Origin of the sequence: Streptomyces sp. NPDC008317, assembly GCF_042955955.1 — a bacterium.
In the GTDB taxonomy this organism is placed as follows: Bacteria; Actinomycetota; Actinomycetes; order Streptomycetales; family Streptomycetaceae; genus Actinacidiphila.
In genome coordinates this window covers 760,558-786,398 of sequence record NZ_JBIBFQ010000004.1, presented here as the reverse complement: position 1 = coordinate 786,398, position 25,841 = coordinate 760,558, and the positions used below count along the sequence as shown (strand labels likewise).

Here is a 25,841-nt window from a genome sequence, read left to right as displayed (position 1 = left end):
CCTGAAAAACGCGGCGTACCGCCCGGCGCAGCCGCAGGTCCGGGGCCCGAGCCCCGAAAGAAAGGGGGGTGCCCCCCTCCGCCCGGTGAGGGGCGAAAGGGGGCACCCCCTTTAAACGGAAGCGAGCCGCAGGCTAGGCCTCGCTGCTGACCGACCAGAGGTTGACCCCCTCCGGCTCCACCGCGTGCGCGTCGATGGAGGAGAGCTCCTCGGCGGTGAGGGGGGCGGCGCCGACGGCGGCGACGTTGGCCTCGAGCTGGGCGACGGAGGAGGCGCCGATGAGGGCGGAGGTGACGCGGGGGTCGCGCAGGACCCAGGACAGGGCGAGCTGGGCGAGCGACTGGCCGCGCGCGGCGGCGATGTCGTTGAGGGCGCGCAGCCGGCCGATGGTCTCGTCGTTGACGAGGCCGGGGTTGAGGGACTTGCCCTGGGCGGCCCGCGACCCCTCGGGGATGCCGCCGAGGTAACGGTCGGTCAGCAGCCCCTGGGCGAGCGGCACGAAGCCGATGCAGCCCATGCCCTCCTCCTCCAGGACGTCCAGCAGACCCTCGTCCTCGATCCACCGGTTGATCATGGAGTACGAGGGCTGGTGGATCAGCGCGGGCACCCCCAGCTCGCGCAGGATGCGCGCGGCCTCCCGCGTACGGTCGGGACCGTACGAGGAGATGCCGACGTAGAGCGCCTTGCCCTGCTGGACGGCGGTCGCCAGCGCGCCCATCGTCTCTTCGAGGGGCGTGTCGGGGTCGAAGCGGTGGGAGTAGAAGATGTCGACGTAGTCGAGGCCCATGCGGGACAGGGACTGGTCGAGGGAGGACAGCAGGTACTTGCGCGAGCCCCATTCCCCGTACGGTCCCGGCCACATGTCGTAGCCCGCCTTGGTGGAGATGACCAGTTCGTCGCGGTAGGGCCGGAAGTCCTGGGCGAAGAGGGTGCCGAAGTTGGCCTCGGCGGCGCCGTACGGCGGGCCGTAGTTGTTGGCGAGGTCGAAGTGCGTGACGCCGAGGTCGAACGCGCGGCGCAGGATGGCGCGCTGGGAGTCCAGGGTGCGGTCGTCGCCGAAGTTGTGCCACAGACCCAGGGAGACGGCGGGGAGCTTGAGGCCGCTGCGGCCGGTCCTGCGGTACTCCATCGAGTCGTAGCGCTCGTCGGAGGCGCGGTAAAGGGAACGAATATTCACGGTCTCTGCTTATCACGCGGGGGTGTCGGCCCCGCCTCCCCGGTTCGTCCGCGAGCCCTTGTGCGCAGTAGTGTGGCCGCCGGGCGACAGGCCCAGGAGGGGCTGGTGTGCGATGAATCTGCGCGACCTGGTGTACGGGCTGTACTCCCGCAGGGTGGAACGCCGGCTGGACGTGGCGCAGGGCCCCAAGCACATCGGCGTGATCCTTGACGGCAACCGGCGCTGGGCCAAGGCGTCCGGCGGCAGCCCCGAGCAGGGGCACAGGGCCGGGGCCGACAAGATCTCCGAAATGCTCGGCTGGTGCGAGGAGACCGGTGTCGAGGTGGTCACGCTGTGGCTGCTGTCCACCGACAATCTGGACCGCCCCGCCGACCAGTTGGTGCCGCTGCTGGGCATCATCGAGGACGCGGTGCGTGAACTGGCCGCGACCGGCCGCTGGCGCGTGCACCACGTGGGCACCATGGACCTGCTGCCCGCGCACACCCAGTCGGTGCTCAAGGAGGCCGAGCAGGAGACGCACGCGCTCGGCGGCCTGCTGGTGAACGTGGCGGTGGGCTACGGCGGCCGGCAGGAGATCGCCGACGCCGTACGGTCGCTGCTGCACGAGCACGCGGGGCGCGGCACCACCATTGAGGACCTGGCCGAGATCCTGGACGTCGAGCACATCTCGGAGCACCTCTACACGCGCGGCCAGCCCGACCCGGATCTGGTGATCCGCACCTCGGGGGAGCAGCGGCTGTCCGGCTTCATGCTCTGGCAGAGCGCCCACTCGGAGTACTACTTCTGCGAGGTCTTCTGGCCCGCCTTCCGCAAGGTGGACTTCCTGCGGGCGCTGCGCGACTACGCGGCCAGGCACCGGCGCTACGGCACCTGACGACTTCCCTACCGGCGCGCGGGTACGGAAGACCCCGTGGAGCCCCTGCCGCGCGGGGCGCGGTGTGGGCCGTACGGGGGGCGTGGGGGCGGCCTGAATCCGGTGCCGCGAGGGCTCCACGACGGCGTGCGGAGGCCGGTTTCTCCCGCGTAATGGCCGGTGAGCGGTCGGTGACCGGGCGATGACCGTCGGATGACTGTCATATGCATTCGCATGGGCGACGGTTTTCCAGGGCATATCACTGGGAGACCGGCATCCGGCCCATGGTTGCCGGTACCGCAGTTCGACCTCTCCCGAGGGGGTTCGTCCACACGTGGTGACCAGCAAGAATCGCCGTGACAACGACCGGCGCACGTACGTACTCGACACCAGCGTGCTGCTCGCAGACCCCAATGCCATCGCCCGCTTCGACGAGCACGAGGTTGTGCTGCCGGTCGTCGTGGTGACGGAGTTGGAAGCCAAGCGCCACCACCCGGAACTCGGCTACTTCGCCCGCCAGGCGTTGCGGCTGCTGGATGAGTTCCGGATCCGGTACGGCCGTCTGGACGCACCGATTCCGATCGGTGACGTCGGTGGCACGCTGCGTGTCGAGCTCAACCACTCGGATCCCGGGGTGCTCCCCGCCGGATTCCGGCTCGGTGACAACGACTCGCGCATTCTGGCGGTCGCCCGCAATCTGCAGGCCGAGGGGTACGACGTCACCGTCGTCTCCAAGGATCTGCCGCTGCGGGTGAAGGCGTCCTCCGTCGGCCTGCTGGCCGAGGAGTACCGGGCCGAGCTGGCGATCACCTCGGGCTGGACGGGAATGGAGGAACTGCTGGTCGGGGCGGACGAGGTGGACACCCTCTTCGCGGAGGAGTCCATCGCGCTGCCCGAAGCGGCCGAGCTGCCGGTGCACACCGGACTGGTGCTCCAGTCAGAGCGCGGCAAGGCGCTGGGCCGGGTCACCGAGGACGGCCGGGTGCGGCTGGTGCGCGGCGACCGCGAGGCGTTCGGCATCCACGGCCGCAGCGCGGAACAGCGGATCGCGCTCGATCTGCTGCTCGACCCCGACGTCGGCATCGTGTCGATGGGCGGGCGCGCGGGTACCGGCAAGTCCGCGCTGGCCCTGTGCGCGGGCCTCGAAGCCGTCCTGGAGCGCCGTCAGCACCGCAAGGTGATGGTCTTCCGGCCGCTGTACGCGGTCGGCGGCCAGGAGCTGGGCTATCTGCCCGGCAGCGAGGCGGAGAAGATGAGCCCCTGGGCTCAGGCCGTCTTCGACACGCTGTCGGCCGTGACGTCCAAGGAGGTCATCGAGGAGGTCGTGGCGCGCGGCATGCTGGAAGTGCTGCCGCTGACCCACATCAGGGGCCGTTCGCTGCACGACGCCTTCGTGATCGTCGACGAGGCCCAGTCGCTGGAGCGGAACGTCCTGCTGACCGTCCTGTCGCGGATCGGCGCCGGATCGCGGGTGGTCCTCACCCACGACGTGGCGCAGCGCGACAACCTCCGGGTGGGCCGTTACGACGGTGTCGTGGCGGTGGTGGAGAAGCTGAAGGGCCATCCGCTGTTCGCCCACATCACCCTCAACCGCTCCGAGCGGTCGCCGATCGCCGCTCTCGTCACCGAGATGCTGGAGGACGGCGGGGCCTGACCGGGGCACGGCCCCCGAATGGCGGGGGGCCTGAAGTGTCCGGATTTACTGAGTGATAGCGTGAGTTGAGGCTGCTGCGCCCGGCGTGAAGGGCGCAGCAGCCTAGCGTTATACGGGGTTCGCCGCTCGAATTTACCCTCCTCCGCAGCGTGTGAGCTTTGCCACTCAACCGGAAATTGCCGCGCGGCGTCCGCGTACGGCAGGGTGTGAGGCTGTCAGGCCCCGCTTATGGCACTCCTACACCTTCAGGGGCGTGGGAAGAGCAGCTCCACACAAATCCACATCGACCGCCATGAGCCGCCCGAGCACCACGCGGGACTCCTCCGGGAGTTCGCACCGGGCCAGTGCCCCCGTGACCGACCGGCCCGTATTGGCGGACCGGCAGGAAGGGGACCGTGCCAGGGGCACGATTTCGTCCGTGAGGTCACCCATCGGGCGATGCTGGAAGGAAACCGTGTGAGCCGGATCTCGGTCCGGGGACTCGCGGTGGCTTCGGCCACTGCGGTCACCACTGTGGGCGCCGTCGTAGGCGTCGCGTCGGGCGCCGACCAGGGCTCTTCCGAGCCTGTCGAAGCAGCCGGCACGACGACCCTCCTTGCGGACATTCCCGCTGGGCAGCAGATTCAGCAGGCTTCGCTGACCGAGCAGGTGCAGGCGCAGTCGGACGCCGCCGATGCCACGGCCCGGCAGTCCGCTGAGCAGACCGCCCGCGTCCAGGCGGCCAAGGACGCCGCCGCCAAGAAGAAGGCGGCGGACGAGGCGGCTGCCAAGGAGAAGCAGCGCAAGCTCGAAGAGGCCGCCAGCCGGGGCGGTGGCGACTCACGTGCCACGTTCCCCGTCACGGCCTCGTACACGGTGGCGCAGGTCAAGGCGATGGCGCAGACCATCGTCGGCGGCGACCAGTTCGCGTGCTTCTCCAACATCGTCTCCCGCGAGAGCGGCTGGAACTACACGGCGACCAACCCCTCCTCCGGGGCGTACGGCCTGGTTCAGTCCAACCCCGGTTCGAAGATGGCCTCGGTCGCCTCGGACTGGCGGACCAATCCGGCCACGCAGATAAAGTGGGGCCTCAACTACATGAACAGCCGGTACGGCAGCCCCTGCGGCGCATGGTCGTTCTGGCAGAGTCACAACTACTACTGAGCCGACGGCGCCCAGCCGTCAGGCGGCAGTGCGCGGTATCTCTCCGCAAGCCCCCGAGCCCTCAGGGCCGGGGGCTTGTGCGTGTCCCGGAACGGGGTAGGCGCGGGGAGGATGTGGGAGGCAACCCTCCTCGCGAATAACATCGTCATTCTCAGCAGTTCCACAGATGGTCGACGGGGTCAGGGGAGAGCAATGCCGGACAAGCGCCACTGGAGCGCCGTACTGGCCTCCGGGCTGGCCAATATCGCCGGACGGATCGACGAACGCCAGGCGGCGGTGAACGCGAGCCGCGGCGTCGGCGCCGCGATCGAGGACCCGCGCCGCGACTCCTCGGACGCCGCTCCCGCCACCGACCCCTCCGCCGGTGCGGACCGGGGGGCCGACACGCCCGACGCGGCCTCCGAACCGGGCGGCGGGAAGCGTACGGCGAAGGCCGCCGGTGCGGGAGGCGGGGCCGTCGCGCCCCCGCCCGTCGTCGTCGTGCCCGCGCCGCGCGCGCCGCAGCCCGATCCGGTGTCGGCCGTGCCGTGGAGCATGCGCGTCGGCGCCGAGGTCGGCTGGCGGCTGCTGGTGCTCGCGGGCACCGTCTGGGTGCTGATGCGGGTGATCGGCGCCGTACAGCTCGTGGTGCTGGCCTTCACCGCCGGCCTGCTGATCACCGCGCTGCTCCAGCCGTTCGTCGCCCGCCTCAAGCGGCGCGGTGTGCCGCGCGGGGTGGCGACGGCCATGGTCTTCGTCGGCGGCTTCGTCATCATGGGCCTGGTCGGCTGGTTCGTGGTCTGGCAGGTGATGGACAACATCAGCAATCTGTCGACCAGCCTCCAGGACGGCGTCAACGAGGTGAAGAAGTGGCTGCTCAACAGCCCCTTCCACGTCACCGACGACCAGATCAACCAGGTCGCCAAGAACCTCCAGGAAGCGATCGGCTCCAACACCAAGGCGCTGACCGACGCCGGGCTCCAGGGCGTCACCGTCATCGTCGAACTGCTCACCGGCATACTGCTGGCGATGTTCAGCACGCTGTTCCTGCTCTACGACGGGCCGAACATCTGGAACTGGTTCCTCAAGCTGTTCCCCGACGCGGCCAGGGACGGGCTGGCCGGCGCCGGTCCGCGCGCCTGGCGCACCCTCACCCTGTACGTGCGCGGCACGGTGATAGTCGCCCTCATCGACGCCATCTTCATCGGCGTCGGCATCTTCTTCCTCGGCGTGCCGATGGCCGTGCCGCTGGCCGTGGTCATCTTCCTGTCGTCCTTCGTGCCGCTGGTCGGCGCCGTCGCCTCCGGCTTCATCGCGGTCGTCGTGGCCCTGGTCACCCAGGGGCCGTTCACCGCGCTGATGGTGCTGGTCGTCGTGCTCGCCGTCCAGCAGATCGAGGGGCACATCCTCCAGCCCTTCATCCTCGGCCGCGCCGTCCGCGTCCACCCGCTGGCCGTCGTCCTGTCCGTCGCCGCCGGTTCGATGATCGCGGGCATCGGCGGCGCCGTCGTCGCCGTGCCGCTGGTCGCGGTCGGCAACACGGTGGTCGGCTACCTCAGGGCCCACACCAAGGAGCGGGCGGCGGCCGCAGCCGGTCCGCACGGCGCGACGGCCTACGAGATCGCCCCGGTCACCACCCGTCAGCCCCCGGCGGACCCGGAGGCCCCGGCCTCGGGCGGCCCGACACCGGACGGCCCCGGTCCTGAGGGCTCCGGTCCTGAGGGCTCCGGTCCCGAGGGTTCCGGTCCTGAGGGCCCCGGCCCGAACGGTCCCGGCCCGGACGACCGGGACCCCTCCCACGAGGACGACCACACTCACGAGGGCGCGTCCGCCTAACAGCGCCCCCGCGACCGCCCCCCGCCTCCGACCGCCCCCGCGTCCCCCCTCCGGACGCGGGGGCGGTCGCGTCGTTCGCCCTTCGGCCTTCGGCCTATTCGGTCCGCAGACCGTCCGGCCGCATCAGCCGCCACAGCGGCGGCAGGCTGAGGAGGGTGACGGCCAGGACGACGGACGCGCCGATCGCCGACATCTGGGCGACGATCGCCCAGTCGACGTGGAACGTACGGCCGACCATCGCCAGGAGCGCGGCACCGAGCCCGAGCCCGCCGACACAGGCGAGGACCAGGCCGAGCGCCATCGGAATGGCCGTCTGCCACAGCACCGACCAGGCCAGGGCGGTGCGCCGGGTGCCGAAGGCGACCAGGACGGCGAGCAGCTTCTTGCGGTCGCGGAGCTGCTCCAGCATCGTGACGAGCAGGCTGGCGCCGATCAGCGCCATGGTGATGGCCGCGCCCACGAACAGGCCGCGCCGCAACTGGCCGTACTGCGTCTGCGTGGTGCTGTCGCTCACGGCCGAGACGGTGACCGTCGGGCCGAGCGCGGCCCCGGTGTTGCGCAGGTACTCCACCGCGTCCCGCTTGCCCGCGTCGAGGTTGACCATGACGACGGCCGTGGGATCGGCCAGCTTCGACTGGTCGACGGCCTCGGGGGTCAGCAGGACGCCCCAGTTGGTCTGACCGCGCGGGTCGGTCCGCGCCGTGACCGAACGGGCGTCGGACGGGACCGTCCACAGCCGCGGAGCGCCGGTGTACGGCAGGGCACCGGTGTTGAGGTCGAGGCGCTTGCCGGGCTTGGCGTACTTGGCCAGGTCCGCGTTGGACGACGCGCCCCACTGCTCGTTGTTGGGCACGATGTAGACGCTGCCCGCCCCGCAGGAGCCGATGTCCGCCATCTGCCGCAGCGTGTCGCAGTCGGCGACCAGCAGCGGGATGTAGGCGGTCTCGGCGTCGGGGCCGAGCTTGCTGGCGTCCGGCTGCGTGGCCCGCGTGTCGATGAAGCCGTACGCCCGCGCCACGCCGGGCGTCGCCCGGACCTTCGCGGTGTAGTCGACCGCCTGCCGCGCGTCGGCGGTCGGCGCGCTGACGGTGGCCTGGATACGGGACGTGTCGGCGCCCGTGGAGTGCACGAAGGTGTCGTTGACGCCCGCGAAGAGCATCTGGAGCGCGATGGCCCCGGCGACCGCGACCGTGACGCCGCTGACCATCCGCGCCGATCCGTTGCTGTTCAACTGGAGCCTGCGGGTGGCCAGTTGCCAGGCGACCGGCCCGCCGCGCAGCCGTCCGACGACGGCCTCCACGACCCACGGCAGCACCGTGGTGACACCGAACAGCAGCAGCACCGCGCCCGCCGCGGTCTGGTACTCGTTGACATGCGCGTCGCTGCCGTTGACCGAACCGAACAGCGGGACCAGCAGGCCGATTCCGACCAGCGGCACCAGCAGCCGCCACCACAGGGTGCGGCGCCGGCCGAGCCCCTGGCGGACCACGCCGAGCGGTTCGATCGCCGTGCCGCGCAGGCTGACCAGGGTCACGGCGACGGCCGCCACCGGGACCGCCAGCACGATCAGCGTGGTGAGCGCCGCGTTCGGCGTCATGTCGGCGGGGAAGGCGCTGATGTCGTGGATCGTGAAGTGCGAGGCCAGCTGCCGACCGGTGAAGAAGAACACCGCGCCCAGCACCAGCCCGAACAGCGACCCCAACAGGGCTTCCCCCGCGGCGATTCTGCGGGTCATCCGGATGTCCGCGCCGACCAGCCGCATCGCCGCCAGCCGCCGGTCCCGCCGCTCGCCGCCCAGCCGTACCGCCGCGCCGACGAAGACCGCGACCGGCAGCAGCAGCACCACCAGCATGACGACCAGCAGCAGCGTCAGCACCGGGCTCATCGCCTCGGACGGGGCGTGGTAGCCGTACGAGGTGACCCGAGTGGCGTTGCCGTGCCCGTAGTTCTCGTCACGGGCGGTGAGCTGATCGCTGCCCGCGTAGTACAGCAGCTCGCTCGGGCCCATCAGCCCGGCTTCCCCGACGGTGCCGGTGATCTTGTACGGGATGCGCTCGCGCAGCAGCGGCGTGGAGTTCAGCAGCTTGCGCAGCGCGGGGGAGACCACCATCTCCCCGGCGCCCGGCAGATGGGCGACGCCGGGCGGCGAGGGCGCCTTGGCCCCCTCGGCCTGGAGCAGCGAGCCGCCGATCTGCGAGTCCCGGTAGACGGTCCTGACGTCGGCCACCAGGAGCGAGCGGTCGGACGGCTTGGCGATGAACGTGGCGGAGGAGGTGTCGCGGGCCACCCGCTTCTGTTCCCGCGTGTCCAGCATGGCCGGTACGGCGGCGGCGAGCAGCAGCAGCGCCACGCCGAGCCCGACGCCGACGGCGGTCAGCACCGTACGGGTCCAGCCCTCGCGTCCGCCGCCCGCCGCGAAACGCGCGCCGAGCGCGAGGTCGCGCGCCCAGGTCCGCACGCCGGCCGGCTGGTCCGGTGCCTCGGTGCCGTGAGGTTCGCGGCTGTTCATGACACCCGCTCCATGTCGCGCGACTTCCCGTCCCGCACGACGATCTCCCGGTCGGAGTAGGCGGCCACCCGCGCTTCGTGGGTGACCAGGACGACGGCGGCGCGGGTGTCGTGCGCGGCGTCGGTCAGCAGCCGCATCACCCGCTCGCCGTTGAGCGAGTCCAGCGCGCCGGTCGGCTCGTCGGCGAAGACGACCCGCGGGCCGCCGACCAGCGCGCGCGCCACCGCGACGCGCTGGCCCTGGCCGCCGGAGACCTCGCCGGGCCGCTTGTCGGCGATGTCGGCGACCTCCAGGCGCTCCAGCCACTGCGCCGCCTGCTGCTCGGCCGGCCTGCGCTTGGCGCCGCCGAGCCGCATCGGCATCGCCACGTTCTCCAGGCAGGTCAGCTCGGGTACGAGCTGGCCGAACTGGAAGACGAAGCCGAAGTCGGCGCGGCGCAGCGCGCTGCGCTCACCGTCCGACATGGCCGACAGGTCGCGTCCCCGGTAGCGCACCTGGCCGGAGTCGGCCTTCACGATGCCGGCCAGGCAGTGCAGCAGGGTCGACTTGCCCGACCCCGAGGGGCCCATGACCGCGACGACCTCGCCGGGCCTGATGCTGAAGTCGGCGCCGTCCAGCGCCGGGGTCGGGCCGTACGCCTTGCGCAGTCCCGCGGCCACCAGCAGCGGCTCGGGTCGGGGCTCGGTCGACGCGTTCATTTGGCCACCTCCGCGGCGAGCTGGTCGAGACGGGCGGCGGTCAGCTCCAGCCACCGCAGATCCGCCTCCAGATGGAACAGGGCGTGGTCGCAGATGAGCTGGTCCGCCAGGTCGCCCGCCGACTTGCGCCGGGTGAGGTCGCGCATCAGCCGCAGGTGCTCGGCGCGCTGGGTGTCGAGCAGGTCGGCGGCCGGGCGGCCGGTCAGCAGCGCCAGCACGACCTTCGTGTACAGCGTGGTCTGGAGGTACGGCTCCGGCTTCTCCGGCTGTGTCAGCCACGTCTCGACGTCCGTGATCCCCGCTTCGGTGATCGCGTACCGCTTGCGCTCGGGGCCGCCGCCCGGCTCTATGCCGTCCACCTCGACCAGGCCGTTCTTCAGCAGCCTGGCCATCGTCGAGTAGACCTGCCCATAGGCCAGCGGGCGGTCGTGTCCGAACCGTTCGTCGAATGCGCGCTTGAGGTCGTAGCCGTGGCGCGGGCCGGACTCCAGGAGTCCGAGCAGGGTGTGCCCAATTGACATGCGGAGCACTGTACACCACGGGTATACACACCATGTATACGCACCGGAGCGCTGCCTTCCGCCGCCGTGCGGTGGTGTCGGGAGGGGGCCGGTGGCGGGCGGGGCCTACGTACCGGCCGACGGCTTCGGGGGCCGGCCGCGGCGGGGGAGGGGGCGGGTCGCGCTGGGCAGGCGGCCCGCCTCGGCGAGGGCGCGGCGCAGCAGGAACTCGATCTGCGCGTTGGTGCTGCGCAGCTCCGCCGCCGCCCAGGACGCGAGGGCGTCGTGAACGGCGGGGTCGAGCCGCAGCAGCACCTGCTTGCGTACGGGGCGGGCGGCGGTCTCCCCGCCGCCCGCCCCGTCGGGCCCGTCGTCGGGCGCGGAGGAGGTCACTGGTAGAGGGTGCCCGTGTTCAGGACCGGCTGCGCGGCGCGGTCACCGCAGAGCACGACCAGCAGATTGCTGACCATGGACGCCTTGCGCTCCTCGTCCAGTTCGACGATCCCCTGCTCGGCGATCCGGGACAGCGCCGACTCGACCATGCCGACCGCGCCGTCCACGATCGTCTGCCGGGCGGCCACGATGGCCCCGGCCTGCTGCCGCTGAAGCATCGCGGAGGCGATCTCGGGCGCGTAGGCGAGGTGTGTGAAGCGGGATTCGATGATCTTCACACCGGCCGACTCGACGCGGGCGGCGATCTCGGCGGACAGCCGCTCGGTGATGTCCTCGGAGTTGCCGCGCAGCGAGATCGACTGGCCGTCGTGGGCGTCGTACGGGTAGTTGGTCGCGATGTGCCGGACGGCGGTGTCGGTCTGGATGCTCACGAACTGGACGTAGTTGTCGACCTCGAAGGTCGCCTGCGCGGTGTCCCTGACCTGCCAGACCACGACCGCGGCCAGTTCGATCGGGTTGCCGTACGCGTCGTTGACCTTCAGCGTCGAGGTCTCGTGGTTGCGCAGCCGGGTGGAGATCTTGCGGCGGCTGGTGAAGGGGTTCACCCAGCGCAGGCCGTCCTGCCGGATGGTGCCCTGGTAGCGCCCGAAGAGCTGGCACACCCGCGCCGAGCCCGGCGCGACCTGGGTGAGGCCGAACAGGGTGATGAACGCGCAGAGGACGACCACCGCGCCCGCGACGATCAGCGTGGTCGCGAGGGCGCCGGGGTGGTCCTTGGCGTGCACCGCGCCCGCGACGATCAGCGCCACACCACCGGCCACCACCACCAGTGCGAGCAGCAGAAAGGGCAGACCGGGCATGCCCACCGCCCGTCGCTCCTGCACCCGCGGCGCGGGCATGTCCGGTGCGTCGACGGCGAGCTGTGGTTTCTGGTCCGACATGGCGGGTCCCCGTTCCTCCGAAAAAGTGTCTATCAAAGAGATATCACATTTTCGGGAAACCCAAACCTTGGCAAAGCCTCGAACCCGCACCGGACCCGCACCTGACCCGCCCCCGGACGCGATGCAGCCCCGGGGCACGGGACATGATCACGTGCCTCGGGGCTGCGCTTCGGTGGGCGTCAGCCGGTCTTGACCTCACCGGCGATCCGGTCGCCCAGCGACTGGTCGACATTGCGCCAGTACGTCAGCGCCCGCTCCAGCACCGGCGCGCTCACCCCGTCGCTGAGGTGGCCCGCCACGTTCGACACCAGCCGGGCGCGCGCCGCGTCGTCCAGCACCTCGCGCACCATCGTGCCCGCCTGCCCGAAGTCGTCGTCCTCCGCGTGCAGCGCGTACGCCTCGCGCACCATCTCGCCCGCCGCCCGCCAGCCGGTGACCTCGCCGTACGCCTGCGGCGAAGCGGCCGGTCCGCCGTACGAGTTGGGCGCGTACGGCGCCCCCGCGTTCGACGGCTCGTACCGCATCGGGCCGTCCTTGGCATAGGAGTTGACCGGCGAGTGCGGGCGGTTCGGCGGGAGCTGGGCGTAGTTGGGGCCGATCCGGTACCGGTGCGTGTCCGGGTACGAGAACAGGCGGCCGAGCAGCATCTTGTCCGGGGACGGGCCGATGCCCGGCACCATGTTCGAGGGCTCGAACGCCGCCTGCTCGATGTGGACGAAGTAGTCCTCGGGGTTGTGGTCCAGCGTCATCCGGCCGACCTCGATCAGCGGGTAGTCGCCGTGCGGCCACACCTTCGTCAGGTCGAACGGGTTGAAGCGGTAGCCCGCCGCGTCCTCGAACGGCATGACCTGCACATACAGCGTCCACGACGGGTGGTCGCCGCGGTCGATGGACTCCCACAGGTCCTGCCGGTGGTAGTCGGCGTTCTGGCCCGCGAGGGTGTCGGCGTCCGCCTGGGTGAGGAAGTCGATGCCCTGGTCGGTCTTGAAGTGGTACTTCACCCAGAACTTCGTGCCGCCGCCGTTGACCCACATGTACGTGTGCGAGCCGTAGCCGTTCATGTGCCGGTACGACTTGGGGATGCCGCGGTCGCCCATCAGCCACGTCACCTGGTGCGCGGACTCCGGCGAGAGCGTCCAGAAGTCCCACTGCATGTCGTTGTCGCGCAGCCCGTTGTCCGGGCGGCGCTTCTGCGACCTGATGAAGTCCTGGAACTTGATCGTGTCGCGCACGAAGAACACCGGGGTGTTGTTGCCGACCAGGTCGTAATTGCCGTGCTCGGTGTAGAACTTCAGCGCGAAGCCGCGCGGGTCCCGCCACGTGTCCGGGCTGCCCTGCTCACCCGCGACCGTCGAGAACCGCGCCAGCATCTGCGTGCGCTTGCCCGGCTGGAACAGGTCGGCGCGGGTGAACTGGCTGACGTCGTTGGTCACTTCGAACCGGCCGTACGCCCCGCTGCCCTTGGCGTGCACCACCCGCTCGGGGACCCGCTCCCGGTTGAACTGGGCCATCTTCTCGATCAGGTAGTGATCCTGCAGCAGGATCGGCCCGTCGGCCCCCACGGTCAGCGAGTGCTCGTCGCTCTCGACCGGGATACCGGCGTTGTTGGTGGTGTACGGGGTGCTCATCGAGAGTGTCCTCACGCTCGGGAGTCGTATGACCTCGCTGCTCCCCACCTTCCCACCGAATATGCCTGTCGGCACGCTGAGCCACCTTGCGGTGACCCTCGGTCACGCTGGTGGCCGAGTCACCGGGGTGCGTTCGCGCGAGGGGCTGCGCCCCTCCGGTACCGCTGCGCAGGTGGGTTCGCCGGTAGCCAGCGAGCCGAAGGCGGCGCCGGTGTCGAAAGCGACGATGAGCAGGGAGCGAGGAACGAGCGACCGTCGAAGAGGAGCGTCGACACCGGATCTAAGCCGCCGGAGGCGAGAGGGCGGCAAAAAAAGGGGATCGCGGTGAGCATGGGAAAGACGGCTCCCACGCACGGTTCGCCGTGACGCTGAGCTGACGCAAGACGGCTCCCACCCACGGTCCGCCGTGACGCTGAGCCGACGCAAGACGGCTCCCACCCACGGTCCGCCGCCACGCTGAGCCGACGCAAGAGGGTGCCGCGGGCGTTCACCCCCCACGGCAACCCCACCCAAGACGGCACCCCCACCCCCGTACGGCCCTAGATCGGGAGCTCGAACCACACCACCTTGCCCGCGCCCAAGCGGGTGGCGCCCCAGCGTTGGGCCATGCGGTTGACGAGGTAGAGGCCGCGGCCACCTTCCTCCTCCGGGGCGGCGTGGCGCATGCGCGGCAGAAGAGGCGCGTCGTCGCCGACTTCGCAGCGCAGGACGTCGGTGCGCAGGAGGCGCAGGGTGATGGGGCGCTCGGCGTAGCGCACGGCGTTGGTGACGATCTCGCTGACCAGGAGTTCGGCGGCGTCGGACTGGTCCTCGAGGTCCCAGCGGCGCAGGGCCTGGCGGATCAGGCGGCGGGCGCGGCCGGGCGTCTGGGGGTGCGGCTCCAGGAACCAGTAGGCGACGTCGCTGGGCGAGATGCCGTCGAAGCGCGCGGCGAGCAGGGCGATGTCGTCGTCGCGGTCGCCGGGGCCGAGGATCTCCAGCACCTCGTCGCACAGCGGCTCCAGCGGCGGCGGCGAGACCACGCTGGCGGCGTCGTGCAGCCGTTCGCGCAGCAGCTCGATGCCGCCCCACACGTCACGGCTGCGGGACTCGACCAGGCCGTCGGTGTAGAGCAGCAGGGTCGCCCCCGCGGGGGCGGGCAGCTCCACGGCCTCGAAGGGCACCCCGCCGACGCCGATGGGCGCGCCGGGCGGCACGCGCAGCACCTCGGCGAGACCGTCGGCGTGCAGCAGCACCGGCGGCGGGTGGCCCGCGTTGGCGACCACCAGCCGGTGGGCGATCGGGTCGTAGACGGCGTAGACGCAGGTCGCCATGCGGTCCTGGCCGAGCCGCTGGGCCTGTTCGTCCAGGTGGTAGAGGACTTCCTGGGGCGCCAGGTCGAGCCCGGCCAGGGTCTGGACGGTGGTACGGAGCTGGCCCATGATCGCCGCGGAGGTCATGGAGTGGCCCATGACGTCACCGACGACGAGCGCCACCCGGCTGCCGGGCAGCGGGATCGCGTCGTACCAGTCGCCGCCGACGCGCGCGGACTCGGCCGCCGGAAGGTATCTGCTGGCGAGCTGGACGCCGGTCGGCTGCGGCAGCGAGTCCGGCAGCATCTCGCGCTGGAGGGCGTCCGCGATGTACGCCTCGCGGCCGTAGAGCACGGCCTTGTCGACGCCGAGCGCGGTGTGCGTGGCGAGCTGGGCGGCCACCAGCAGGTCGTCCGCCTCGAAGGGCGTACGGTCCGCGCGCCGCAGCAGCACCGCGGCGCCGATCACCCGGCGACGGCCGCGCAGCGGTGCCAGCAGGGCGCGGCGCCCGGTCGGCATGCCCGGCAGCGGCCCGTCGCTGTGGTCGGGGCGGCCGAGGAGTTCGGCGAGCGCGTCGGCGGCGCGCGGGGAGTCGGCGAAGACCGGCCGTACGCCGCGCAGCACTTCCGCCAGCGGCCCGTCGAGCAGCACCGCGATGGACTCGGCGGCGCCGCCGTACGACGACTCCAGGGCGGGCAGCAGCGGCGCCGCGCCGACCGGGGCGGTCGCGGTCGCCAGCGGGTCCGCGGGCTCCTCCAGGCCGCCGTCGGCGCGCCGCAGCCGCAGCCGCAGCGGCCCGGACGGCCGCTCGTCGCCGACCGGCAGCGGGTCGCGAAGATAGACGAGGATCGCGTCGGCGAAGGCGGGCACCGCCGAGCGGCACAGGCCGAGCAGGATCTCGTCGAGGTCGAGCCCGCGGGCGATCCGCCGGGTCGCGGCGCCCACGTATCGCAGCCGGTCGGCCTCGGGACCGGTCTGCACGGGCATCGGGATGCGCATCCCCACAGAATCCTCGTCGCCTGGGTGTCCCGCCGCTTCCAGCGGTGTGCCGCGCGGCGGAGTGCTGACGAACGACGCCAGCGACTCGCCCTCGGGCGGCGCCGTCCAGCCGGAGCCGTGCGTCGGGATGGGCGGCAGCGGCGGCAGGTGCGGCTCCACGGCGCGCGAGGGTCCGCGCGGGGTCTCGGGGGCGGATCCGCCGGGTATGGCCGAGGGCCGGTCCGCGCCGGGGCGGTCGGTGGCGGGGCGCTCGGCCGCCGGGTGGTCGGCGCCGGGGCGCTCGGCCGGCCTGCCCTCCGGCTCGTTCTCGTCGTGCGAGCGGGCCCCACCGGGGCGCGGGGGTGTGGCGGAGGCCGCCGAGGCCAGGCCGCGCGCCGACTCGAAGTCGCGGGCGGCGCGGGGCAGCTCGTGGTGGCCCGTGGCCGAGCCGAGGCCCGCAGCGGTACTCGGCCCCGAAGGCGTCTCGGGTACGGCGAAGCCGCCACGCGGGTCCGGTGGGGTCGCGGCGTGGTTCCTGGGCGTACGGGGCGGGTCCGTGGTCACGCGAGTCGTTCCATCCGTCTGTGCGCCACGCGCTGGCCGCGGCGGGTCGGGCCTGGTCAGGCGCGTCGGCAGGAGAGGAAGATCTGCTCCTCCGGCGGCACGTCGGTGCTCGCCGGTGCGTAGGCGTACGAATCCTCCTTGATCACCTCGAAGCCCGCGTCCACCACGACATGGCGCAGTTCATCCCTTAGATAACCGGATACCCGGATGGTGTGACCGAGGAACGGAATCGGCACATTGTCCAGATCGGCTTCCACCATCGACACGGCGAGCAGGCCGCCGGGCTCCAACAGGCCGTGGAGCGCCCGCAAGGTGCCGGGGATCTCGTCCTTGGGCAGCATGAGCAGCGAGAAGAACGCGGCGACCGCCGCGAAACTTCCCGACGCCAGCGGCCCGCCCTCGGTGAGGTCGGCGAAGTCGGCCTGGACGAAGTCGGCCGCGGGCACGTTCACCCGTGCCTGCGCGAGCATTCCGGCCGACAGGTCCACGCCCGTCACCCGCAGCCCCGCGTCGGTGAACTGGCGCGCGGTCGGCAGTCCCGTACCGCAGCCGAGGTCCAGCACACGGGCACCGGCGGGCAGGGTCTCGACGAGCCATTCACCGGCCCTGACCTGCCCGTCCTTGTGCGGGAACGCTTCGTCGTACCGGTCGCCGATCGCGTCGAACGCCTCGGCCTGGCCGGTACGGTCCCTGCCCTGATCCTCGTGATCGTCGGCAGGGGGGATCCCCATGTGCTCGTAGCCGCCGGTTCCCACCGTTCCGGGCCTCCCTGACTGCTGCTGGATGGCTGCTGCTGAATGGCTGTACGAATGGCTGTGTTCGCGTCGCTGTGACGTAGCGTCAAACTCTAGGCCGCGATCGGCAATTGCGCAGTGTTCCGGAGCACGATCCTACGGTTGGGGGTCAGGGACGCAACAAGGGGCTCGGAGGTTCACTCCCGCCCCCCACGGCTTACGCCCGCTTACGCCCCCTACCGTACGCACCGCGGCCGTACCCCCGGCCCGGCCCGCCGCTTCTACGACGGCGGCCGGTCCCAGTCCGGCGGCAGCGCGGGCACCGGCCACGCCGGGTCGGGCCGCCAGTCCTCCCAGCCGTCACGGAACGGCGGACCCCAGGCCCTGACCACCCCCGCCGCGCGCTCACCGGCCCGCCGCACACGCGCCGCCAGCTCCGCCGGCATCAGCCCGTCCGCCTGCGCCTGCGCGAACTCGTCCTCGTCCAGCCAGCGCCAGGAGCGGTCCGGGTGGACCGAGATGTCGAGGAAGTGATCCTCCGAGTCCACCCCTCCCGACCAGCGCCGACGAGGTTCCTCAAGGTTCACATACCAGCATTTGAACCGCCACCCGGGCTCCCAGAACAGCCACACCGACCACGGCTCGCCCGGCCGCGCCAGCTTCAGCACCCCGGCGCCCCACCACGGCTCGACCCGCGCCACCCGCGGCTTCACGTACCGGCTCGCCAGCGGCTCCCGGTGCACCGGCGTCCCGTCCGCCAGCACCGGCTTCACGCACGCCGTACCGGGCGCCATCCACACCGCGAGCAGCTCCGCGTCGTCGCGCACCACGGTCACCGGACGGCAGATGTGCACCGCGTCCGTGCCGTTCCCCCGGTAACGCCACAGCACCTGCGCGCCGGGCGTCCAGAAGTGGCGCTCCCCGGCGCGGGTCGAGAGATCGGCTTCGGCTGTCATGAACAGAGTTTACGGAAGCACTGTTACGGATGCGTCATACGCAGAACGTCCAGCGCCTCGTCGAGCTGCGTTTCGGACAGCAGACCGCGTTCGACGTAACCGGACTCGATCACCACCTCGCGGATCGTCTTCCGCTGCGCCAGCGCCTTCTTCGCGACCTTCGCGGCCTCCTCGTATCCGATGTAACGGTTCAGCGGAGTGACGACCGAAGGCGAGGACTCGGCGTACTCGCGGGCCCGCTCGACATTCGCCGTGATCCCGTCCACCGTGCGGTCCGCCAGCAGCCGCGTGACGTTGGCGAGCAGCCGGACCGACTCCAGGACGTTGCGGGCGATCACCGGCAGCATCACGTTCAGCTCGAAGTTGCCCGCCGCGCCCGCCACCGAGATGGCCGTGTCATTGCCTGTCACCTGCGCCGCCACCATCAGCACCGCCTCCGGGATGACCGGATTGACCTTGCCCGGCATGATCGACGAGCCGGGCTGTAGGTCGGGCAGCGCGATCTCGGACAGCCCGGTTCGCGGCCCCGAGGACATCCACCGCAGGTCGTTGGCGATCTTGGTGAGGCCGACCGCGATCGTCCGCAGCTGCCCCGAGGTCTCCACGATGCCGTCCCTGGCGCCCTGCGCCTCGAAGTGGTCGCGGGCCTCGGTCAGCGGCAGCCCGGTCGCGCGCGCCACCTCCGCGATCACCGCGGCCGGGAAGCCCGCCGGGGTGTTGATGCCGGTGCCCACCGCCGTGCCGCCCAGCGGCAGCTCCGCCAGCCTCGGCAGCGAGGACCGCAGCCGCTCGATCCCGTACCGCACCTGCGCCGCGTAGCCGCCGAACTCCTGGCCCAGCGTGACCGGCGTGGCGTCCATCAGGTGCGTGCGGCCCGCCTTCACGACGGTCGCGAACTCCGCCGCCTTCGCCTCCAGGGACTCCGCCAGACGGGTGAGCGCCGGAATCAGGTCGCCGGCCACCGCCGCCGTCGCCGCGATGTGGATGGAGGACGGGAAGACGTCGTTGGACGACTGCGAGGCGTTGACGTGGTCGTTGGGGTGGACGTCGCGGCCCAGGCGCTCGGTGGCCAGGGTGGCGATCACCTCGTTGGCGTTCATGTTGGACGAGGTGCCGGAACCGGTCTGGAAGACGTCCACCGGGAAGTGCTCGTCCCAGCGCCCCTCGGCGACCTCGGCCGCGGCCTCCTGGATCGCCTCGGCGGTGTCCTTGTCCAGGACGCCCAGCTCCGCGTTGACCTTCGCGGCGGCGGCCTTGATCCGGGCCAGCGCCGCGATGTGCGCCCGCTCGATCCGCTGCCCCGAGATCGGGAAGTTCTCCACCGCGCGCTGCGTCTGCGCCCGCCACTTCGCCTCGGCGGGCACCCGTACCTCGCCCATCGAGTCGTGCTCGATCCGGTATTCGCTCATGCCTATAACAGTGCCCGGGAACACCTGGGTGTTCCCGGGCACTGTCTCCCCGTGGTGAGATCGGCCGAATCCGCGCGCAGCCGCGCGAGCCCGCGTGAAGCCGGGCGAGGCCGCGTGAGATCCGCGCGGAGCCTCAGGCGGGCATGGCCAGCCGGCCGTTCCCCCCGTCCTGCGCCTCCTGCGCGTCGAGCGCCGCCCGCGCGGCCGACCTGCGGTCCGCGAGCAGCCGGTCCAGCGCCAGGGCGCCCGGCCCCGAGAAGACGATCAGCAGCAGCGTCCAGCAGAAGAAGACCGCCGCCTCACCGCCGTTCTCGATCGGCAGCAGCCCCCGGTGCTGATGGACGTCGAAGTACGCGAACGCCATCGACCCCGAGCCGATCAGCGCGGCCGGCCGGGTCGCCAGCCCGAACAGCACCAGCACACCGCCGACGAGCTGGATCAGCGCCGCGTACCACCCCGGCCACCGGCCCGCCGACAGCTCGGCCGTGCCGAGCACGCCGAAGAGCGACGCCACACCGTGGCAGGTGAACAGGAGCCCGACGACGATACGGAACAGGCTGAGCGCGTACGGCTGGGCCCGGTCGATGCGGGAGTCCGAACCCGTACCGGTAACGGTGTCCGACATGAGCGCACCTCCTCTCCGCTTAGTTGTAGACGCCGAATTCGTAGAGCGAGTACCCGTAGGCCGTGCCGCGCTGCGTGCCCGTCAGGCGCACATAGCGGCCGGTGCCGGAGACGTCGAGGTCGTCGATGTCACCGTTGCCGTCGGTCACGGACTTCACCGTCGTCCAGTTCTGCCCGTCGTCGGAGGTCTGGATGTCGTACGCCTTGGCGTACGCCGACTCCCAGGAGAGCTGGACGTGGTGGAAGGCGGTGGTGGCGCCCAGGTCGACCTGGATCCACTGCGGGTCGCTCCAGTCGCTCGCCCAGCGCGTCCCGGCGTTGCCGTCCACCGCGTTCGACGGGGTGCACGGGCAGCCGCCGGTCGGGTCGGTCTGGTACGTCGAGGCCGTCGCGGGCTTGTTGAGCGCGACATTCGTACCGTTCGGCTTCGGCGGCACGATCCGCACCGACTTGGAGCCGTAGCTGACGTTGCCGTGGTTGTCGGTGGCGCGGACGTACGCCTCGTACACGCCGACCTTCTCCGGCGCCTTCGCCGTCAGCGTGCCGCCGTTCTGCGTGGTCGCGGCCGGAGTGAGCGAGCCGTTGTTGTCGATGTAGATGCTGCTGAACAGCACCTGGTACGCGATCGGGTCGTTCTCCGGGTCGGAGGTCGAGGTGGTGATCGTCACCGTGCCGCCAGCGGGCACACCCGAAGTGGCGTTGTCCACCGTCATGTCGGTCACCAGCGGCGGCTGGTTGTCACCCGAGGTGTTCCCGCCGTACGCGCGCTTGACCGCGTAGTACGAGGGCCGCTTCAGGCCGTCGGGCACCAGGTTGAACCAGATGCCGCCGAAGTCGTCCTCGTTGCCGTAGTGGAAGAGCGTGGCGCCCAGCGCCACACCGGGGTGGCCGGCCACGCAGTTCCACGCGTTGGTGTAACCGTCCGCCTTCTGCTGGTCGGTGGGCTCGTCCGCCACACCGTTCACGTCGTTCGGCACCTCCCACGAACCGGCCGGGCCGCCCTCGGTGATGATGTACGGCTTGTCGTAACCGCCGCTCTCCCACGCCGACTTGACGTTGCAGACGTCCTTGTAGGAGTTGACCGCCAGCAGGTCCAGGTCCGGGGTGTTGCGCTTGTAGTACGGCCACGCGCCCGTCCACGCGTCGGTCGACGTCACCGGGTGGTTCGGGTCCGCCGCGTGCACCGCTTTCGAGAGGTCGTTGACGAAGGAGGTGTACGCGTTGCGCTCCTGCTCCAACTGGTCACCGCTGTAGCAGTTCTGGAGCCCCAGCACCGACTCGTTGCCGACGTCCCACATCAGCACGCCCGGGTTGTCCTTGTAGGTGTTCACCCACTTCGGGAACTCCGCGAGCATGTTGTTCTTGTACGTGGTGTCCGTCAGGTAGTCGACACAGCCGCCCGAGCCGGGACCGCCGCCCGGCTGGAGCCAGAAACCGGCGATCACCTTGATGCCGTTGGCCGCCGCCGCGTCGAACAGCGGCGCGCTGCTCGCGTCCGTACCCCACGTACGGATCGTGTTGACGCCCATCCGTGCCACGTCCGGCAGGTCGGCCGCCGCCTGCGAGGGCTGCGGACCCCACGTCAGACCCTTCACGGTGTACGGGGCGCCGTCCACGGTGAGCTGCCAATTGCCCTGCGAGCCGGTCACCTTGACCACGCTGCCCGCCGCCTGCGCGGCCGGGGCCTGCACGACGGCGAGACCCGCCGCGACCAGTGCCGCCACCGCGAGGGGCGCCAGGCCGCGCCTGGCCGTCCTCCTGATCACATGTGCGCGCATCTCGTCCTCCGAAGGGGTCACGGGTAGCTCACCAGGTAGGAGATACCGGAGTTGGTGTTGTTCACCGGGTCTCCGGTCTCGTTGACGACATGGCTGATCGTCCCGTCGTTGCCGAGCGAGACGGTGACCATGTCGTGCAGCCGCACCCCGGACGTGTTCGGCACCAGCAGGGCGCTGTCGGCGACGACGCTGGGGTCCGCGAGGAACAGGCAGTAGCTGCCCAGCCCCCACGCCTCGTGCGAGGAGACCGAGTCCGCCACCTGGTAGGCGGCGTAGCCGTGCCGCGAACCGTCCATCCAGGCCGCCTGGTTGGGCGGGTCGTACGGCATCTCGTTCTGGAAGAAGTACGTCCGTCCGGCGTCGCCGTTCCAGAGCACCTCGGTCTTCTGGTGGTGCTCCACGAACAGGCCGTACATCGTGACGCGCGCGCCGTTGACGACCAGGCCGGTGTCGCTGGTGTTGACGTCCCAGCCGACACCGCTGCCGTGGTCGGCCCGCCACAGCCACAGGTTGTCGCCGATCACGTCGGAGCTGTTGATCTCGACGCTGACGGTGGCCTTGCCGGCCTGCGCGCCGCCGATCCGCACGAACACGTCCTGGAGGAGCGTCGGGTCGCCCGCGTGGCCGCCGCCGGCGCCCTGCGGTCCGACGCGGACCAGCACCGCGGAATTCGTGGCGCCCGCGTCGATCAGCAGCCCGGAGATCTTCACACCGTCGACGTCGGCGACGGACAGCGCGGTGATGCCGTTGTCCGGCAGCAGTGTGGCGATGCCCAGGCCCAGCACGACCGTGCCCGCCCGCGTCACCTCCACGGTCTGGTCGAGGGCGTACACGCCCGGCGTGACCAGCAGGTGCTTGCCCTGCGCCAGCGCGGAGTTGATCGTGGCCGCCGAGTCGCCCGGCTTCGTGACGTAGAAGTCGGTCAGCGGGATCGACTCGCCCTGCGCGCCGCCGTTCCAGGTCACCCCGCGGGCGTTGCTGTGCAGCGCGGGCACGAACACCTGGTACGCGCCGGACCCGTCCACGTACAAGAAGGGCTTCTCCCGGATCACCGGGGCGCTGTCGACCACCGTGTGGGAGGGGTCGGGGAAGTTCTGCGGCGGTGCGCCGTCCACGCCGACGAAGACCATGTTCCATACGGAACCGGCCCATTCGCCGAGCGCGCTGTTCCGGGTCAGCCACTGCTGCTGGGAGCCGGACACGACCCGGCCGTCCACCTTGCAGTCGGCCATGAAGCCGCCGCTGGACCAGCCGTCGTAGCCGTTCCACAGCGGGACCTCGCCGCGGATGTGCACGCGGCGCAGCGGGGCGGCCTGCGAGACCGCCCAGCGGTTGGAGCCGCCGGTCGGGGTGACCGACAGATTCTCGGCGCTGCGCCAGAAGTTCTGGGTGGCGTTGCCCTGCATCCAGTCGGCCTCGACGTGCACCAGGCCGTGGATGTCGACGTCGTCGGGGGACAGGCCGAGACCGGCGACGTGGGTGTAGAAGCCGACGTTGACGTCGAGTCCTTCGTACGTGCCCGGCTTGAAGAAGAGCGCGAAGCGGTCGGTGCCGAACTGGTTGGACTCCTGGCGGCGGAAGACGTCCGAGACCTTCGCCTGGGTGTCGGCGATCGGCATCGAGGGGTCGAAGACCAGGACGTTGGGGCCGAAGTCGGGGTCCGCGGCGGCGGCGCGCGGACCGGCCGTCGTACCGGCCTTCGTACCGGCCGTCGAACCGGCCTTCGTACCGTTCGCGCCGGCCGCGGTGGCCGCCGAGGCGCGGCCCGCCAGTACCGGGGTGGCCGCGAGGGCCGCCAGCGCGCCGAGGGCCGCGCGCCGGGAGAAGACGGATGTCACCGGTGAGCCGGGTGTGCCGGTCGTGCTGCTTGTGCTGCTTGTGGGGGGTTGAGAGGGGGGAAGTGCGGGGCTGTTCATAGATCACCTGTGTGTTGGGGGGACAGGTTTCCGGAGAGCGCTCTCCCACGGGGTCGGGTAAAGCCCGGCCCGCGCGGGAGAGCGCGGTGTCCGGGCTTACGGCAGTTGGTAGTTCTGGTTCAGAGCCGCGCCCTTCTGGGGCTGCGACTGGTCGTAACCGCGGGCGTCGCACTGGAGTCCACCGTTGATGCAGTGGGTGACCAGCGCGTTGAGGGTCGGGGCGTCCCAGTCGTTGAAGAAGTCGTAGTGGAAGGAGAAGCCCTGGCCACTGGAGAGGTGGACCTGCGACATGTCGCCGTTCACCGGCCAGGCCATCTTGAACTCGATCATCGGCAGGGCGACCGGGTGGTCGGCCGGGCAGACGTTCTGGTTGGCGCCGCCGGCGACCGGGTAGGCCATGTGACTCTTGTGGTCCGGCACGTCCAAGTGGATGCCGTCCCAGCAACTCGGCGCCTGGAGACGGATGTTGAGCTGCGTGTCAGGCGTGTTGGGGCAGCTCACCGGGATGTTCCAGTTGTGGTAACTGGTCCCGCACTCCCAGCCCTCGACGGTGCCCTTGAGGTGCTGGAACTCGTCCTGCGTCTGGCTCGGGCTGCCGACCACGAAGCGCAGGCCCTTGGGGAAGGGGCGGACGCTGGTGTAGTCGTTCACGGACGACTTGTAGTAGATCGTCTGCGTGCCGACCGGCAGGATCTTCTGGGTGCCCTTGAACAGACTCGGCATCCAGTACGCCGACTTGTCGCCGGGCGCCAGACACACCGTGTTACCGGTCTCCAGCGAGGCCGTCGTGGAGTTGCCGTTCGTGCTGGTGTTGCCCATGAAGGTGTGGTCGTGCGACGCCCCCGGCTGGCCGGGGAAGACGATCGGGTCGTCCGGCGCCGTGTGCGTGGGGGCACACTGGGCCTGGAACTCGTGGAAGTACGCGTGCGGCGGCTCGTACGTCGACGGCGTCACGCCGGTGACCGGCGGGTTCGCCATGATGTAGCCGTCGCCGTCCGGGTCGTCGCCGGACGCCAGTCCGTTGCCGGTCAGCGGCATCGCCATGCCGGGCATCCCGGCGTGGTCGGCCGCGTGGTCCGCGGCGGCCGGTGTGCTGGCGGAAGCGTTTCCGGTCGTCATCGCGACCCCGCCGATACCGAGGCCGGTAGCGGCGAGTGACAGGGCTATGAGCAGCCCCGGGATCCTTCTGGTCCTCCGTGCCATGGAGACCTCCTGCTTGATGGTGCGCATGGGGGGCTGACGGCACGACGTGGCGGCAGGCGTCATGACGGGCCGTCAGTTGGGAGAGCGCTCTCCCAGGTACGGAATGTTCCGCTCCCGCTAAGGACATGTCAACGGTTGATGAATCGGCCCCGCTGCGCGAGCCGGGCATTCCGCCACCCCCCGACCACCCTGGCCTGCAAGCCCTCCACTTCTTGCGGATTTCGTGAAGGTCCACCCCCTGCCCTTGGCCTATACCAACCCCCGGCGCCACGCGCTGGCGTTCACCACCGACCCCCGGCGCCACGCGCTGTCGTAATCAGCGGTCCCCCCGCCGGGCCGCCCGTGCGGCACGTGCGGGTGCCGCCCCGCCGTGCGGTTCTCGACTGGCCCCGCCGCCCGGGCGCTGCGTGCTGGCGTAATCAGCGGCCCCCACCCCACGCGGTTTTCGGCCGGCCCCGCCGCCCCGGCGCCGTGCGCTGGCATACGCGGCGGTCGCCCCGCCGGGCCTGCGGCGTGGACGCTGGGGTGTCACCCCCGGCCGTTGGGTAACCGGCAGGGCTCCGGCGCGGTGCCGCGCCCCATCGGGCGGGGCCTTCGCCCGGTTCAGCGCCGCGTCCCGGACGCATGTCGGGCGACGGGCGTCGGCGATCAGCCGCCGGGCCGGCCCCGTAACGCGGGCGCTGCCACGCCCCGCCGCATCAGGTGCACCGGCTTATGGCCCGTTGCCGCCGGGCCCTGCGTCGACTCGCCCTTGCGCGCTGGCCGCGCGGTACCTGCTGCCGTTCTCACGTCCGCGTCTGCCGCTGCTCCTGCGGGCACCATCGCCCAGCCCGCGTGTAGTGCGCGCTCGCGCCCGCGTATGTCGCCGTCGCCGCTCCCGAGTCTGCGGAGTTGCGGCCCCACCCCGCAGGGCAAGTGCGTGCCCACTACCGTGCGCGAGCATGCGGTCGTTGCCGCCCCGTGGGTCAGCACGTCCCCGTGCCGCGCTGTTGCCGTCGCGGCTCCCGTGCCGCCAGCGCCCCGCAGGGCGGTACCCGCTCGTGCCTGCGCCGTGCGCGTCCGAGCATGCCGCCGCT

Annotated in this window: 19 protein-coding genes; 4 read left to right on the top strand and 15 right to left on the bottom strand. The window is 71.2% G+C overall.

Translation table 11 applies throughout. The features are described 5' to 3' along the window. Positions 1-133 precede the first annotated feature (133 nt). Positions 134-1,177, bottom strand: a complete 1,044-nt coding sequence (gene mgrA, locus ACFY9V_RS16730) for an L-glyceraldehyde 3-phosphate reductase (RefSeq protein WP_355347898.1) — start codon at positions 1,175-1,177, stop codon at positions 134-136. A 112-nt stretch (positions 1,178-1,289) separates the two neighbouring features. Here mgrA and ACFY9V_RS16725 point away from each other — a divergent pair, with 112 nt between their 5' ends. The 4 genes from ACFY9V_RS16725 to ACFY9V_RS16710 all read left to right on the top strand — a co-directional run bounded on the left by ACFY9V_RS16725 (position 1,290) and on the right by ACFY9V_RS16710 (position 6,642). Next, positions 1,290-2,051 (top strand): isoprenyl transferase, encoded by a 762-nt coding sequence (locus ACFY9V_RS16725; RefSeq protein ID WP_355347900.1) that lies wholly within the window; start codon positions 1,290-1,292, stop codon positions 2,049-2,051. Positions 2,052-2,364: 313 nt separating this feature from the next. Continuing rightward, a complete protein-coding gene (locus tag ACFY9V_RS16720) occupies positions 2,365-3,684 on the top strand; it encodes a PhoH family protein (protein ID WP_355347904.1) in 1,320 nt (439 codons plus the stop codon). Positions 3,685-4,122: 438 nt separating this feature from the next. Next, positions 4,123-4,827, top strand: coding sequence for a transglycosylase SLT domain-containing protein (locus tag ACFY9V_RS16715; protein WP_355347907.1), 705 nt, complete (start codon positions 4,123-4,125; stop codon positions 4,825-4,827). 192 nt (positions 4,828-5,019) lie between these two features. Next, the gene (locus tag ACFY9V_RS16710) at positions 5,020-6,642 is read left to right on the top strand and encodes an AI-2E family transporter (protein WP_391161698.1); all 1,623 of its coding nucleotides are present in this window, start codon (positions 5,020-5,022) and stop codon (positions 6,640-6,642) included. Between the two features lie 94 nt (positions 6,643-6,736). Here the strand turns inward: ACFY9V_RS16710 and ACFY9V_RS16705 are convergent, their stop codons facing one another. The 14 genes from ACFY9V_RS16705 to ACFY9V_RS16640 all read right to left on the bottom strand — a co-directional run bounded on the left by ACFY9V_RS16705 (position 6,737) and on the right by ACFY9V_RS16640 (position 24,765). Then, entirely contained in the window at positions 6,737-9,151 is a 2,415-nt protein-coding gene (locus ACFY9V_RS16705; protein WP_391161696.1) for an FtsX-like permease family protein, read from the bottom strand. Beyond that, on the bottom strand, positions 9,148-9,849 hold the full coding sequence (locus ACFY9V_RS16700; protein WP_391049189.1) for an ATP-binding cassette domain-containing protein: 702 nt from the start codon (positions 9,847-9,849) through the stop codon (positions 9,148-9,150). Before ACFY9V_RS16700 ends, ACFY9V_RS16705 begins: the two co-directional genes overlap by 4 nt. After that, positions 9,846-10,370: a PadR family transcriptional regulator gene (locus tag ACFY9V_RS16695; RefSeq protein WP_355347919.1), complete on the bottom strand. Its 525-nt coding sequence runs from the start codon at positions 10,368-10,370 to the stop codon at positions 9,846-9,848. The genes ACFY9V_RS16700 and ACFY9V_RS16695 overlap by 4 nt, the downstream gene beginning before the upstream one ends. Positions 10,371-10,475: 105 nt before the next feature. Next, entirely contained in the window at positions 10,476-10,742 is a 267-nt protein-coding gene (locus ACFY9V_RS16690) for a hypothetical protein (protein WP_355347922.1), read from the bottom strand. After that, entirely contained in the window at positions 10,739-11,683 is a 945-nt protein-coding gene (locus ACFY9V_RS16685) for an SPFH domain-containing protein (protein ID WP_355347925.1), read from the bottom strand. Before ACFY9V_RS16685 ends, ACFY9V_RS16690 begins: the two co-directional genes overlap by 4 nt. A gap of 179 nt (positions 11,684-11,862) precedes the next feature. Continuing rightward, complete coding sequence (locus tag ACFY9V_RS16680) at positions 11,863-13,311, bottom strand: catalase (protein ID WP_391161695.1); 1,449 nt, start codon at positions 13,309-13,311, stop codon at positions 11,863-11,865. 539 nt (positions 13,312-13,850) lie between these two features. After that, the gene (locus ACFY9V_RS16675; RefSeq protein WP_391161693.1) at positions 13,851-16,145 is read right to left on the bottom strand and encodes a SpoIIE family protein phosphatase; all 2,295 of its coding nucleotides are present in this window, start codon (positions 16,143-16,145) and stop codon (positions 13,851-13,853) included. 56 nt (positions 16,146-16,201) lie between these two features. Further along, on the bottom strand, positions 16,202-16,876 hold the full coding sequence (locus tag ACFY9V_RS16670; protein WP_391161746.1) for a methyltransferase domain-containing protein: 675 nt from the start codon (positions 16,874-16,876) through the stop codon (positions 16,202-16,204). A 284-nt stretch (positions 16,877-17,160) separates the two neighbouring features. After that, positions 17,161-17,835 carry a DUF402 domain-containing protein gene (locus ACFY9V_RS16665; protein WP_355347933.1) on the bottom strand — a complete coding sequence of 225 codons (675 nt, stop codon included), beginning with the start codon at positions 17,833-17,835 and terminating at the stop codon, positions 17,161-17,163. Between the two features lie 23 nt (positions 17,836-17,858). Next, on the bottom strand, positions 17,859-19,244 hold the full coding sequence (locus ACFY9V_RS16660; RefSeq protein WP_391161692.1) for an aspartate ammonia-lyase: 1,386 nt from the start codon (positions 19,242-19,244) through the stop codon (positions 17,859-17,861). Positions 19,245-19,377: 133 nt separating this feature from the next. Further along, the gene (locus tag ACFY9V_RS16655; protein WP_355347938.1) at positions 19,378-19,869 is read right to left on the bottom strand and encodes a DoxX family protein; all 492 of its coding nucleotides are present in this window, start codon (positions 19,867-19,869) and stop codon (positions 19,378-19,380) included. A gap of 19 nt (positions 19,870-19,888) precedes the next feature. After that, the gene (locus ACFY9V_RS16650) at positions 19,889-21,646 is read right to left on the bottom strand and encodes a discoidin domain-containing protein (RefSeq protein WP_391161690.1); all 1,758 of its coding nucleotides are present in this window, start codon (positions 21,644-21,646) and stop codon (positions 19,889-19,891) included. A gap of 17 nt (positions 21,647-21,663) precedes the next feature. After that, on the bottom strand, positions 21,664-23,562 hold the full coding sequence (locus ACFY9V_RS16645) for an adenylyl cyclase (RefSeq protein WP_391161688.1): 1,899 nt from the start codon (positions 23,560-23,562) through the stop codon (positions 21,664-21,666). A 96-nt stretch (positions 23,563-23,658) separates the two neighbouring features. After that, positions 23,659-24,765, bottom strand: coding sequence for a DUF1996 domain-containing protein (locus tag ACFY9V_RS16640; protein WP_355347946.1), 1,107 nt, complete (start codon positions 24,763-24,765; stop codon positions 23,659-23,661). Positions 24,766-25,841: the final 1,076 nt, after the last annotated feature.

Coding starts and splice junctions, on each gene's coding strand:
- ACFY9V_RS16695 (WP_355347919.1), bottom strand. CDS start 10,370: ATGTCAATTGGGCACACCCTGCTCGGACTCCTGGAGTCCGGCCCGCGC.
- ACFY9V_RS16715 (WP_355347907.1), top strand. CDS start 4,123: ATGCTGGAAGGAAACCGTGTGAGCCGGATCTCGGTCCGGGGACTCGCG.
- ACFY9V_RS16700 (WP_391049189.1), bottom strand. CDS start 9,849: ATGAACGCGTCGACCGAGCCCCGACCCGAGCCGCTGCTGGTGGCCGCG.
- ACFY9V_RS16685 (WP_355347925.1), bottom strand. CDS start 11,683: ATGTCGGACCAGAAACCACAGCTCGCCGTCGACGCACCGGACATGCCC.
- ACFY9V_RS16665 (WP_355347933.1), bottom strand. CDS start 17,835: ATGACAGCCGAAGCCGATCTCTCGACCCGCGCCGGGGAGCGCCACTTC.
- ACFY9V_RS16710 (WP_391161698.1), top strand. CDS start 5,020: ATGCCGGACAAGCGCCACTGGAGCGCCGTACTGGCCTCCGGGCTGGCC.
- ACFY9V_RS16645 (WP_391161688.1), bottom strand. CDS start 23,562: ATGAACAGCCCCGCACTTCCCCCCTCTCAACCCCCCACAAGCAGCACA.
- ACFY9V_RS16640 (WP_355347946.1), bottom strand. CDS start 24,765: ATGGCACGGAGGACCAGAAGGATCCCGGGGCTGCTCATAGCCCTGTCA.
- ACFY9V_RS16655 (WP_355347938.1), bottom strand. CDS start 19,869: ATGTCGGACACCGTTACCGGTACGGGTTCGGACTCCCGCATCGACCGG.
- ACFY9V_RS16650 (WP_391161690.1), bottom strand. CDS start 21,646: ATGCGCGCACATGTGATCAGGAGGACGGCCAGGCGCGGCCTGGCGCCC.
- ACFY9V_RS16660 (WP_391161692.1), bottom strand. CDS start 19,244: ATGAGCGAATACCGGATCGAGCACGACTCGATGGGCGAGGTACGGGTG.
- ACFY9V_RS16705 (WP_391161696.1), bottom strand. CDS start 9,151: ATGAACAGCCGCGAACCTCACGGCACCGAGGCACCGGACCAGCCGGCC.
- ACFY9V_RS16680 (WP_391161695.1), bottom strand. CDS start 13,311: ATGAGCACCCCGTACACCACCAACAACGCCGGTATCCCGGTCGAGAGC.
- ACFY9V_RS16670 (WP_391161746.1), bottom strand. CDS start 16,876: ATGGGGATCCCCCCTGCCGACGATCACGAGGATCAGGGCAGGGACCGT.
- ACFY9V_RS16725 (WP_355347900.1), top strand. CDS start 1,290: ATGAATCTGCGCGACCTGGTGTACGGGCTGTACTCCCGCAGGGTGGAA.